The sequence below is a fragment of the Anaerophaga thermohalophila str. Valhall genome (assembly GCF_000250735.1).
In the GTDB taxonomy this organism is placed as follows: Bacteria; Bacteroidota; Bacteroidia; order Bacteroidales; family Marinilabiliaceae; genus Anaerophaga; species Anaerophaga thermohalophila_A.
Genome location: NZ_AHZV01000049.1, coordinates 1 through 13,031, shown reverse-complemented (window position 1 = coordinate 13,031; position 13,031 = coordinate 1). Strand labels below are relative to the sequence as shown.

The 13,031-nt window shown below is 42.4% G+C and carries 11 protein-coding genes; 3 read left to right on the top strand and 8 right to left on the bottom strand.

The window, feature by feature from the left end; all coding sequences use genetic code 11:
• Nucleotides 1-379: 379 nt before the first annotated feature.
• Nucleotides 380-1,807, bottom strand: coding sequence for a CCA tRNA nucleotidyltransferase (locus OQ5_RS0102075; protein WP_016775902.1), 1,428 nt, complete (start codon nt 1,805-1,807; stop codon nt 380-382).
• Nucleotides 1,808-2,566: 759 nt separating this feature from the next.
• On the opposite strand from OQ5_RS0102075, the gene trxA (OQ5_RS0102060) reads away from it, so the two are divergent.
• The gene (trxA, locus tag OQ5_RS0102060; protein ID WP_016775899.1) at nt 2,567-2,926 is read left to right on the top strand and encodes a thioredoxin; all 360 of its coding nucleotides are present in this window, start codon (nt 2,567-2,569) and stop codon (nt 2,924-2,926) included.
• 51 nt (nt 2,927-2,977) lie between these two features.
• Nucleotides 2,978-3,442, top strand: coding sequence for a thioredoxin (gene trxA / locus OQ5_RS0102055; RefSeq protein WP_255297339.1), 465 nt, complete (start codon nt 2,978-2,980; stop codon nt 3,440-3,442).
• A gap of 64 nt (nt 3,443-3,506) precedes the next feature.
• Here the strand turns inward: trxA (OQ5_RS0102055) and OQ5_RS0102050 are convergent, their stop codons facing one another.
• Nucleotides 3,507-3,764, bottom strand: coding sequence for a hypothetical protein (locus OQ5_RS0102050; RefSeq protein ID WP_016775897.1), 258 nt, complete (start codon nt 3,762-3,764; stop codon nt 3,507-3,509).
• 258 nt (nt 3,765-4,022) lie between these two features.
• On the opposite strand from OQ5_RS0102050, the gene OQ5_RS0102045 reads away from it, so the two are divergent.
• Entirely contained in the window at nt 4,023-4,523 is a 501-nt protein-coding gene (locus tag OQ5_RS0102045; protein ID WP_016775896.1) for a hypothetical protein, read from the top strand.
• 82 nt (nt 4,524-4,605) lie between these two features.
• Here OQ5_RS0102045 and OQ5_RS0102040 read toward each other — a convergent pair whose 3' ends face one another.
• From OQ5_RS0102040 to OQ5_RS0102015, 6 genes are all read right to left on the bottom strand, one after another.
• The gene (locus tag OQ5_RS0102040) at nt 4,606-5,463 is read right to left on the bottom strand and encodes an ABC transporter permease (RefSeq protein WP_016775895.1); all 858 of its coding nucleotides are present in this window, start codon (nt 5,461-5,463) and stop codon (nt 4,606-4,608) included.
• Nucleotides 5,464-5,506: 43 nt separating this feature from the next.
• Nucleotides 5,507-6,478 (bottom strand): ATP-binding cassette domain-containing protein, encoded by a 972-nt coding sequence (locus tag OQ5_RS0102035; protein WP_016775894.1) that lies wholly within the window; start codon nt 6,476-6,478, stop codon nt 5,507-5,509.
• 274 nt (nt 6,479-6,752) lie between these two features.
• Nucleotides 6,753-8,549: an arginine--tRNA ligase gene (gene argS, locus OQ5_RS0102030; protein ID WP_016775893.1), complete on the bottom strand. Its 1,797-nt coding sequence runs from the start codon at nt 8,547-8,549 to the stop codon at nt 6,753-6,755.
• Nucleotides 8,550-8,734: 185 nt separating this feature from the next.
• Nucleotides 8,735-8,914 carry a hypothetical protein gene (locus OQ5_RS19980; protein WP_016775892.1) on the bottom strand — a complete coding sequence of 60 codons (180 nt, stop codon included), beginning with the start codon at nt 8,912-8,914 and terminating at the stop codon, nt 8,735-8,737.
• Between the two features lie 209 nt (nt 8,915-9,123).
• Entirely contained in the window at nt 9,124-11,016 is a 1,893-nt protein-coding gene (gene speA / locus OQ5_RS0102020) for a biosynthetic arginine decarboxylase (protein ID WP_016775891.1), read from the bottom strand.
• 25 nt (nt 11,017-11,041) lie between these two features.
• Nucleotides 11,042-12,793, bottom strand: coding sequence for a TonB-dependent receptor (locus OQ5_RS0102015; protein WP_016775890.1), 1,752 nt, complete (start codon nt 12,791-12,793; stop codon nt 11,042-11,044).
• Between the last annotated feature and the right edge of the window lie 238 nt (nt 12,794-13,031).

Here is a 13,031-nt window from a genome sequence, read left to right as displayed (position 1 = left end):
TGGACTGTGTAAAAGTATTCAGAACGCACATAAATACACGATTTCATTAAATCCGTTTCATTTTAGTCGGAAAGCAGTGATAATTTATGAATAATGCAGGTTTAAAACTTTCTGCAGCTCTTTATTGGAAAGCATTACAGAAGGGAATTTTTTATTCAATTTTGAATGACCTGTTTGGTTCTGGCTTGTTCAGGTTAGATTTTATGAACTGAATGATTTTGTGTAATAAATCTGTGACATCTGAATTTGCTATTAAGTCAGGAGTTCTGAAATTTATCAGCTTTCAAAAGAGTTGTTTTTCAGCAGATATCTTCAGCATGGAAAGGATTGCAACAATTATAAATTCTTGTTTGCCTGAACAGCCCCCAACGCAACGTCATCATCCACGGGAGGAGTCAGGGGGCTCAGAACTCCGTAGCCCAAATTCTTTTCCTTTTTTCAACATAAAGGCGCGGGCTTCTTCATAGTTGTTATGAATTTCACCTTCAAGAATGGCCTCTTTTATGGCCGATTTTATTTCGCCTACCGTTCTGCAGGGAGGTAACCCGAAAGTTTTCATGATCTCCTCACCCGATACAGGAGGCTGAAAATTTCTGATTCGGTCTTTTTCTTCAATCTCTTTTAGCCTTTGACGCACCATTTTAAAATTGCGCAAAAACTTCCGGACTTTAACTTCATTTTTGGAGGTGATATCGGCTTCACAAAGGGTCATCAGGCTGTCAATGTCATCACCCGCTTCGAATAACAAGCGGCGAACAGCCGAATCGGTAACTTCGTCTTCACTGAGCACGATGGGACGCATGTGCAGTTCTACCATCTTCTGGACAAACTTCATTTTGTCATTCTGAGGCAACCGAAGTCGTTTAAATATTTTTGGAACCATTTTCATACCCACGTGGTTATGGGCATGGAATGTCCATCCCTGATTGGGATCGAAACGTTTGGTGCGTGGTTTGGCAATATCGTGCAATAGTGCCGCCCACCGAAGCCAGAGATCATCGGATTGCGGAACCAGTTGATCCAGTACTTCGAGCGTGTGGTAAAAATTATCTTTGTGCCCTATGCCATTTATCTTTTCTACTCCCTTTAAATCCTGCAGCTCGGGTAATATCATGGGGAGCAGACCGGTTTTGTCCAAAAGCTTAAACCCTGTTGAAGGTTTATAAGCCATTAAAATCTTATTGAGCTCCTCGGAGACCCTTTCCATGGACACAATCTTCAATCTTTCTTTCTGAGCGATAATCCCTTCAAAGGTCTTTTCTTCTATTCTAAACCCCAATTGAGTAGCAAAGCGTACAGCTCTCAACATTCGCAAAGGATCGTCAGAAAAAGTCACCATTGGATCCTGCGGAGTACGAATAATTCCTTCTTCAAGGTCTTTCATTCCGTTAAACGGATCAAGCAGCTCTCCAAACGTTTTTTTATTCAAAGACAGAGCCAGGGCATTTATTGTGAAATCGCGCCGGTTTTGATCATCTTCAAGAGTACCGTTCTCCACAACCGGCTTTCGACTATCTTGCTGATATGATTCCTTGCGGGCCCCGACAAACTCAACATCCAATCCTCTGTATTTAAACATTGCAGTGCCAAAATTCCTGAAAACACTGATCTTCAGTCCACCTAATTTTTTTGCTACTTTTTGCGCTAATTCAATGCCGCTGCCCACAACAACAACATCGATATCGGTGGTAGGACGGTTAAGAATAATATCCCTGACAAAACCGCCGATAACATACGCCTCTTTGTCACAATCGTCAGCAATTTCTGATATGGCTCGAAAAACCGGTGATTTCAAATGTTGCTTCATTTGTATGAAATTAGTATAAGTTATTGGCCTGACGGAACTCACCTATAAGGATTTATACGTATAATTATCTGGGCAATCCCTTTCATATTCGATTCATCTTAAACCTACCCTGGACAAGCCGGAGCCAAAAATAACTAAAAAGCTTAAGTCATAATTTGTCGGATTAGCTAATTGCTAAACAATTATTTTTGAATTCTTGCAATCAAACGGCAAGGGCGTGACGACAGCTTTTGTTAAACGGAATAGTCTTTTAAATTCGCACCAAAGGTGCGATAATAATTCGCTAAATTCGTAACATTCGCGGTTGCCAAACAATAAATGGCATAGCCATTTTCTATAAAACGCCGGGGAATATTTTCCCCAAAAAACACGAATATCAGGAGTAAGACACTAATAATCTCCCTTCTGCCTTCTGCCTTCTGCCGTCCGCCTTCTCTCTTCTCCCTTCTCCCTGTAAAAATAAATTGTACCCGCTCAAACATCTGGTTGACTTAAGTGTTTATGTACTAAAAGCTGTTCGGGCTTTTTCTATAAACGCTTTGAGGCTTAGCTTACAGGTTATTTTAACGAACAATTCTGGCAACAGGTTTATGTTGAAATGCCAAAAATACAATAAAATCCCAATCGGGCGAAGGGTTGACAAAACTCAGATTTTTTGGCACGGTGATTGTATGAAAGTATTTACAAATTTAGATATTTTGAATATAACGAGAGAATTCATTATTTTTGCATCAGAATTTATTAAAAGCAACAAGAATTATGGTTGAATTTTTGACAAAAGAAACTTTCAAGGAAAAAGTTTTTGATTACGAAAACAATAAAGAATGGAAATTTGAAGGTGACAAACCTTGTTTGATAGACTTCTACGCCGACTGGTGTCAGCCTTGCAAGATGGTAGCGCCTATTTTGGAGGAACTTTCGGAAGAATACGACGGGAAATTAGATATATATAAAATCGATACCGAAGATCAGCGTGAGCTGGCCGGAATGTTCGGTATACAGAGTATTCCGTCGTTACTGTTTGTTCCTACCGACGGGCAACCACAAATGGCACAGGGTGCCTTGCCTAAAGACACCTTTGAGCGCGCCATTAAAGATGTTTTGAAGGTGGAGAAATAATCATCTCCCCTTCATTTTCTCTTTTTTACCAACACCAACATGTCAACAATTATGAGGAATTACGTATCAATATTAATGGTTCTTGCTCTCTTTTTGGTTACAGGAACTCAAAATTTAAAGGCCGTTTCACCCGGTGAAGATACAACCGCGGGAAATAAGGTCATTACTTTAGACAAGGCCGCTTTTATTGAAAAGGTGTTCGACTATGAAAACAATAGTGAATGGGTTTATAAAGGAAGTAAACCGGCTATTCTGGATTTTTATGCCGATTGGTGCGGTCCCTGTCGTAAATTATCGCCATTGTTGGAAGAAATTCAAGGCGAATACAACGGGAAACTTCAGGTTTATAAAATAGACACTGAAAAATCGCGCGAGCTGTCGGCAGCTTTCGGCATTCGTAGTTTACCAACCATTGTGTTCATCCCTTTAAACGAAGAACCAAGAGCCGTTTTAGGATACGTTCCCAAAGAACAGTTGACAAAAATGATCACCGAGATATTAAAAGTGTCGAAATAGTATTTATCACTGATTTGATTTATGAGTGAGTTGTAAAAAGTATCATTATTGCCAAACTCATTTATTATTTGTCAAAACAAAAGCCGGTGCCGCCAGGTACCGGCTTTTTTGTGCATATACTCAGGGCAGCAGCGAACCATGAAAACAAATCCGGCATTGAACAACCCGTCGGACAACCTGTATTTAAAATAGAAGCCAGATGTAAATAGAGGTTGCTGAATATGCCACTGATTGCGATTTCATTAATACTGAAATCTTGACGCCTTCCCGGATCGGGCAGTTCTTTCAATTCCCCGGCAAGACCGGAAAAGTATTGCCGCATTACCCTTATAAATTAATAAATAACTTATGGAGGAACACTTGCCCGTCCGGGGGCTGGTGCGCTGCTTGCTGAAAGAGTGCGAAAAATATTTTTTTTGCAAGCTTTGTAACTCATTAATTCATAAATATTTCTAATACTCAATAAATACGCCCTGAATTGCTGTTTTACGGGATAAATTATTAAATTTCGTACCAGAAAAAGTTTCCGGAAGAAAAAACGAATTTTTCACCGCAATTATCAACCTCACACGTTACACAAATGGAAGAAAACCCAAACAAATCAGCTAATTGTGCACTTTTGGAAGAACGACTGAAGCGGCTGGATCAGAAACACTTCGACTGGTCGGCCTGGAAGAAAGGAACACTTCTGGTTCTGGAAAAAATTTTTGGACCCCACAGTTTATATGTAAAAGAACTGGCCAATACCGATTATCAGTACAACAGCTGGTCGTTGCGTGACACTGCCGGCAGCGAGGACCCTGTTAAGGAAAGCGTCAGGGAATTGCTACGGATATGCATTACTGATGCAGCCAGTCAGGAACCGAAAAAAGCCCCAACAGCTGGAAAAAACACAGCAGAACTCAAAGAAATTCTACAACAATTTTTCGACAGTGCCACTTTGGCAGAAATTGAAAAAATTGCATCGTCCGATACCCCCGCTATGACAAAAGAAGATCAAATACAGAAAATTATTTCCGATAAAATTCCTAAATACCAGACAGCGTTGCTTGGGAAAATTTTGCTATGGGCAGTAGGGTGAAAAAGCAAATAAATCCCCACCTGAAAAGAACAATAAAATCAATTTTAACTGAATCGATAGGTATATAATCAGCTTCACTTTTTTACTTCTTACTCCTAAACAAGTACATGGTCAGTGGCCCAAAAACAGCGACCAGACCGGCAGAAATAGCAAGGGTAACACCTATGCCTTCTACTTCGGGAGCACCGTGCATCAACCCGCGCATGGCCTTTACCAGAAATGTAACCGGATTCACTTCAACAAATGCCTCAAGCCAGCCCGGCATGGTTTGCGGATCAACAAAAATATTGCTGGCGAAAGTCAGGGGGAATAAGATCACAAAACTAAGGAAAAACAGCGACTCCTGCGACCGGGCAATGAAGCCGATGGCCGTCCATATCCATGAGAGACTGAACGAAAAGACCAAAAGCAAAAGTACAGCCATAATAACCCCCGGGATACCTCCTTCGGGGCGAAATCCCAAAATCATTCCCAGAGTGATGACAATAGAAGATGCCAGGGTATATCGCGCAGCATCGCCGAGCAATGCACCAACTAAAACAGAAGGTTGCCAAATGGGAAGCGAACGAAAACGGTCAAATACACCTTTTCGGATATCATTGTTCACAGCCACTCCTGTATAAACAGTGATCATTACAACCGTTTGTGCCAATATGCCCGGTAAAAGGTATTGCAGGTATTCACCGGTAGAACCTGCAATGGCCCCTCCTAAAAGATAGGTAAACAACAATGTAAACATTATCGGAAAAGCCGTAACATCAAACAATTGCTCGGGAACATGCTTTATCTTAAGCAGCGCACGCCACCCAAAAGTAACAGACGCCGAAAAAGCATTTGCTTCTTTGGGACGTGTACCGGCTGAAAGGATAGATTGAATGCTACTGTTTTTGGCCTCACCTGGTGACTTTGTTGCTGTTTTCGTCTGAATGTCTCTACTCATTACCTGGATATTCTATGATTATTTGTCTCTGAAGCCCTTTGTTTTAAGAATCTTTCTCTTTCCCGGCAGGTTCTCCAGTCAGTGCCAGAAATACCTCATCGAGGCTCGGCTGCCCAAGTGAGAACCCGGCAACATCTAAACCTGCATTCGAGAGTGCTGAAATAATATGAGAGGCCTGCATGGTACTTTCTACCTGCAGGGAAATCTGAAAAGGATCGGTATCATCAGAAATTTCGGAATTCACAATAAGGGAGATAACATCTTTTGCCCCGGCCTTTTGCTTTTCATCCCGCAAATGTACCCGCAACACTCGAGTCCCCACAGAGTGTTTAAGCTCAGTAGGAGTCCCTTTTGCAATAACTTTTCCATGATCGATGACCGCAATACGTCGTGCAAGCTGGTCGGCTTCATCAAGGTATTGAGTGGTCAGCAGAACAGTGGTGCCATCGGCCACGAGTTCCCGAACGATATCCCAAACCTGATTGCGGCTACGTGGATCAAGTCCGGTGGTGGGCTCATCCAGAAAAATCAATTCCGGGCGCACCACAAGACTGGCGGCAATATCAAGCCGCCTGCGCATTCCCCCCGAATATGTTTTCACCTGACGTTTGGCAGCGTCCATCAATCCGAAACCATCTAAAAGCTCACGAGCCCTGCTTTTTGCCTGACTAAATGAATACCCGAACAAGCGTCCCAGTAAAATAAGGTTTTCAAGTCCTGTAAGATCCTCGTCGACAGAAGCAAACTGACCGGTAAGACTAACCAATTTCCTAATTGCTTTGGCCTCGGAAACAATGTCATGTCCTAAAACTCTGGCGGTGCCGGAGGAAGGATGCAGCAAGGTGGCCAACATACGGATAAGCGTGGTTTTTCCGGCTCCGTTAGGCCCCAGAATACCATATACGCCACCTTTCTCAATAGTCAGGTCAATGCCATCGACGGCATGTACTTTCCCAAAATATCTTGTCAACCCTGAAATCTCAATGGCAGGATGAAGATGTTCTATTCGTCCCATGAATTGTTAATTGATAAACCTGCAAAAAATTATTTAGCGTCTGTTCATAAAGGACCATTTGCTGTGTTACGCTTGCCGCCAAAATACTCATTTACGAAAAGTAAACTCCGTTTTTGGCGGCTACTCAAGCCTTGCAACTAGCACTTTATGAACAGTTACACATATTGTAAAATTTTCGCGAGTTTATATTTAAGGCGCAAGATAACCCGGAACGAAAAACAAATCAACAGGAAATCGACAAAATGCGTAATAGTGCCGGTAAAACAGCGAAATTTTACATCCTCTCCGGGACATCAATTCCCAGAAGCCACATTCCCTGTTTAATGGTATTGCCCACAGCATAAGTCAGTGCAAGACGATTGGCCCGAACAGCCTCATCCTCTTCATACACGATGGGCGATTCGTGATAGAACTGGTTAAATTCCCTGGCCAGATCGTAAACATAGTTAGCTACCAGTGCCGGACTGTAAACCTCACCTGCATCTTTTACAACGCCAGGAAAATTGCTAATCATTTTAAGCACTTCAGCTTCTTTGGGAGTCAGTGATACATCTCTGACCAGCTTATTCAATGATGTATCGATGCCCTTTTCGTCGGCCTTCCTGAAAATTGACTGTACTCTGGCGTAAGTATATTGGATAAAAGGCCCGGTATTGCCGTTAAAGTCAATCGACTCCCTTGGATCGAAGGTCATATTCTTTTTAGGGTCAACTTTCAGAATAAAGTATTTCAATGCCCCCAGTGCAATGATACGGTAAATACGTTCGGCCTCTTCATCGGAATAGCCGTCGAGTTTCCCCAATTCTTTGGACATCTCGCGCGCGGTGTCTATCATTGCTGCAATCAAATCGTCGGCATCGACTACAGTTCCTTCGCGCGATTTCATTTTCCCTTCAGGCAATTCAACCATACCGTAACTGAAATGTACAAGGTCTTTGCCCCATTCGAATCCCAGACGGTCCAACAGGATAGAGAGTACCTTAAAATGATAATCCTGTTCATTGCCTACCACATAGATCATTTTATCGATCTTATAGTCTTCGAAACGCATTTTGGCAGTACCAATGTCCTGAGTCATATACACCGAGGTTCCGTCCGATCTGAGTAACAGTTTTTCATCCAGTCCGAAATCGGACAAATCGGCCCAAACACTACCATCCTCTTTCCGATAAAACAGCCCGTTCTCCAACCCTTTAAGAACCATTTCGCGCCCGATAGTGTAGGTTTGCGACTCGTAGTAAATTTTGTCGAAATCAACACCCAAAGCTTTGTAGGTTTCATCAAATCCTTCGTAGACCCATTCGTTCATGATTTTCCACAGATCAACCACCTCCGGGTCGCCTGCTTCCCAGGCACGCAACATATCACGGGCCTCCTGCATAAGGGTGGAAGCTTTTTCGGCCTCCTCTTTCGAAAGGCCTTTCTCCATTAGCTCAGCGAGTTCATTTTTGTATTCCTGATCGAATCTTACATAAAAATCACCAACCAGATGATCCCCTTTTTTCCCTGAAGACTGAGGGGTCTGACCGTTGCCCCACTTTTTCCAGGCCAGCATAGATTTGCAGATGTGTATTCCCCGATCGTTAACGATATTGGTTTTCACCACACGGTTGCCATTGGCCGATGCAATGCGGGAAAGAGAATACCCCAGGAGATTATTCCTGATGTGCCCAAGATGTAAGGGTTTATTGGTATTGGGCGATGAATACTCGATCATAAATTGAGGAGAATCCCCATCAGCCTCAGTAAAACCGTAGTTTTCGTTATTCACTGCTTCTTCCAACACCGAAAGCCAGTATGAATGGGACAAAGTAAGATTCAGAAATCCTTTTACTACCTCAAATGTGGCAATGGAAGAAAGCTGCTTTTTCAGAAACTCTCCAATCTCAGCACCAGTATCTTCAGGCTTTTTACGCGATATCTGCAATAGCGGGAATACAACCACAGTGTAATCGCCTTGCTGATCTTTACGGGTCAGTTCCAAGGATACATTTTCCGGTTCAAAATCGGCCCCGTACAATTCCTTAACGGCCCTGGCAACGGCCTCTTTAATCTGCTGTTCAATTCCCATTATGATGATTTTATATGGCCTGTTTTATATCCTGCATTTGTTTTGAAAGGCAGAAGGAAAACAGGCAGAAGGCAGAAGAATTATACTCCTGTTACCTTCTGTTTTGTATTAAGATGTGATTTTGGCGCAAAGATAACAAAACCAAAGGAAAGCGAAATAATATGGTTTGTAAAGAATATTTATAATTATCTGGCATTTTCAATTAACTCATCCAGTCTTTTGTTTAACTCTCGAACACTTGTAAGTAAAGGCCTTACTGTGTCTTCATCAAACTCAATAAAATCAGCATAATCTGTTTCCTGTCGCCAATCAAATAAATGAGAGAAAAGCTTTGCCAGTTCCTTTTCCAATAATCCATTCTTCACAAAATTGAGAAATAATTAATTTCAAAGTAATTGCAAACCAATTATTTGTGTATAAAGATGTTTGTTTATTAAAATGCACTGTATCAGGATTGTACAAATAATCTTACATCTTATATCTAAGAATCTAACGATCTATTGTTGTTAATACTATGCGTAAAAAATCATGCTGACAAAAAGAAAATATATTCCCAGCTCCCCCAACAACTTATTCATTCCAGATAAGTATATCCATACAATCCGGATCGGTAATTAGACAAAAATTCTTTGCCTTCTTCTGCGGAGATGACACCTTTCTTAACCGATGACATAACCCATGTTTCTACGGTACGCACCATTTTTTTGGGACTATACTGAACATATTCCAAAACCTCAGCCACAGTCTCACCGTCGATGATCTGATCGATCTTGTAACCGGATTCATCAATAGAGACATGTACCGCGTTGGTATCGCCAAAAAGGTTGTGCATATCACCTAAAATTTCCTGATAAGCACCAACCAGGAACACACCGATATAATAAGGTTCATCTTTTTTCAATTTATGAACCGGAAGGTAGTATGAAAAATTGCGGGTTGCTATAAAATTATCGATTTTGCCATCGGAATCACAGGTTGCATCCTGGAGGGTGGCCACACGGTCCGGTTTTTCGTTGAGCCGGTGAATCGGTATTACCGGGAAAATCTGGTCGATGGCCCAGCTGTCGGGCAAAGACTGGAACAAAGAAAAGTTGCAGAAATATTTGTCGGCCAACAATTTTCGGAGATTTGTCAACTCATCGGGCACATGTTTCAATTTAGAGGCCATATCGTGTACTTCACGAGCAATGGACCAAAACAACCGCTCTACCTGAGCTCTTGTTTTCAAGTCGATCAGACCAAAACTGAAGCGGTCGAGCGCCTCTTCTCTTATTTGCTGGGCATCGTGCCATGTTTCCAGCATTTTTGGTTGATTCAGTGTATCCCAAAGCGCATAAAGGTCTTTCACCAGGTCATGATCATCTTCAGAAACTTCTTCATCCTCATCCCATTGCGGAACCGAAGTAGATTCCAGGGCTTCAAATATCAGTACGGAGTGATGAGCCGTGAGCGAACGACCCGATTCGGTGATGATATTGGGATGCGGAATTTCGTGCCTGTTGCTGGCTTCTACCATTGTATAAACAGCATCGTTAACATACTCCTGAATACTGTAATTGATGCTACTCTCGCTGTTGGCCGACCGGGTGCCGTCATAATCGACGCCCAAACCGCCACCAATATCGACAAACTCAACACTGAAACCAAGCTTATATAGTTCAACATAGAACTGGGAAGCTTCTCTCAATGCGTTTTTTATTCTTCGGATTTTGTTGACCTGACTGCCAATATGAAAATGCACCAATTTAAGGCAATCTTTCATTTGATGTTCATCCAGATAGTCCAAAGCCTGGATTAGCTCACTTGAAGTAAGCCCGAATTTACTAACATCGCCTCCTGAATCTTCCCATTTTCCGCTACCAGAGCTTGCCAGCTTGATACGAATGCCCAGATTGGGGCGAATCTTATGTTTGCGTGCGATGCTGGCAATCAGCTTCAACTCATGAAATTTCTCAACCACCAGGAAAATACGCCGTCCCATTTTCTGAGCCAGCAGTGCCAGCTCAATGTAGGCTTCATCCTTATAGCCGTTACAAACAATCAATGAATCACTGTCTGTATTGGTGGCAATAACGGCATGTAATTCGGGTTTTGAACCGGCTTCGAGTCCTATGTTAACCTTCTTCCCGTGTCCGACAATTTCTTCGACCACAGGTTTCATCTGATTGACTTTGATGGGATAGATAATAAAATTCTGCCCCTTATATTCGTACTCTTCCCTGGCTCTTCGGAAGCAACTCTGCATGGTTTCGATCCGGCTGTCGAGAATATCCGGAAAACGGATCAGCATCGGGGCTTCTACATCCCTCAGGGTAAGCTCGTCAACCAGTTCTCTAAGGTCTACTTCCACACCTTTACCACGAGGTGTAACCACGACATTACCTTTCTCATTGACAGAAAAATAATTGATTCCCCAGCCGTTAATATTATACAGCTCTTCTGAATCTTCGATGCGCCATTTTCTCATTTCTACAGCGATGTTCTTTTGGATTTTAAAATGAATAACCTGCTCCCACCCTGGCATTAAGACCTTGCATGGGGTAGCCTGCCCACGGGTAATATTTGGATGCAAATATATTCTGAATTCTTCCAAAAAAATGCAATCGTTTATTTAATTGATAATTTGCACCCAAATTAAAATCAGCTACCGACTTAAGGTTCTTTACTTCACCGACTTGCGTTGGGTCATAGGCTTTTCTTTCGCCCAGCACATTAAAAGAAGCATCAAACCGCCATTCTTCATTGTAAATATATGCCGCCCTTACGCCAATTTCCATTTCAGGTTTGTGCCAGGGATGATCCAAAACATCCAGCTCCCATCCGTAATAAACGCCTTTAAGGATAATATCCAGCTCACGCACGGGACGAACCAGAAATTCGCCGGTTAAGGTAAATAAAGTAACATCATCATATTCTACATCAAAAAGATTACTCAATCCGGGTTCTGTCGTTGCCCCGTCAGGATCGAAACTACGGTTGACAAAGAAATGTTCATCTTCGATAAACTCGTAATCGAGCCGGGCTGTAAAAGAAGTAGCACTGCTAAAATTACCCTTGACCCCGGCAAAACCCCTGATATTGGTAAAAGCCGGTTTAACCAGCACGTCGGGAGAAACAAACGGATTTTCCGCCATAATATCCCGATAGCTGTTGCGATGAACTTCCCCCGACATTCCCAGAAAGGTTGAGACAACGCCTTCGGCAATCACTAAATCGCCCTTAACATGTGGTGACAAATAAAACTCCTCTGTATCAGAGAATTCCCCGGTTACATTCACGCCCAGTTCAACATTGAGTTTGTTACCCGGGATAACCACTTTGGGATTGGCCGTCAGAAAAATCTGTTCACGATCGTCAAATACAAATAATTCGGGTTTCTCATTCTCACCGGAAGGTGCATTTACCTGACGATAAATACCGCCACCATCAACAAAAAGAGAAAGCGCTCCGAAGGGAATATTCAATTCGCCACCCAGCGAGAAACTGTTTTCTCCAACGCCGGTAAGGTTGTTAAATCCGTTGTAATCAAAGTTCATGCGATATCGCGTTTCACTGACATCTGATTGTTGCCCGTGCAATCCGAAATGCAAATCGAAGGATGTTTGACGTTGTTTAAGTTCGGGCATCATATCCTCACCTGACACAATATTTTCGGTTTTATCACTAATGTAGGAACCCTCTACAGTATTAACAGTGTTAAATCCGTAATACCGGTAAGCATACCGATCGAAATTCAGGTCAAGTTCCAGGGTTTTTTCGCCGAAAAAATGGCGAAAATACAACCCTCCAAGGGTGCTATGATAGGGAGCATCAACAGATTTTCCGTTTTCCAGCTCCAACTCTCCCCAAGAGGATTCCTGCTGCAAACCAAGTGAAAAGGCATATTTTTCGTTACGTGTCAGATTATAGAAGATATCACCAAACAGAAGCTGATAGTTACCCATCCCTCCGCGGACATACGAAGAATAAAGGTCGCGTGGTCTTTGCCCGGCAAGTCTGGCCGCCTGCATGGGTTGAATTTCCGGAGTACCGGGCAAAGCATGTCCCACAAGATCGTAGCTAAACTCAGGAGTGAATTCAAGCGTGTCTTCCCGTTGGGGCATAAGATTGATTTTCATGGCATCCGAAACACTGGGGTCGTATTCACGCTCTACCCGTACATCTTTGCTCAAAGGCTCCTGAGGAAAAGCATTCACCCCGTAAAAAAGGGTAAAAATCAGAATTATATTTTTGAAAACCTTCATATTTCAAGAGATAATTTAGTGTTCGTCTATAAATTCGTAAAAATTTTTACAATATGTGTGTCTGTTCAGAAAGTTTCATTTACAGGGCTTGCAAAGTCCGAAAATACGGAGTTTACTCATCGTAAATGAGTAATTTTCGGACGAGCATAACACAGCAAATGGTACTTTATGGACAGACACTAATCAGTGCGTGTCTATAAAGTAGGAAAAGATTCCTACTTATCATGTGTCTGTTCAG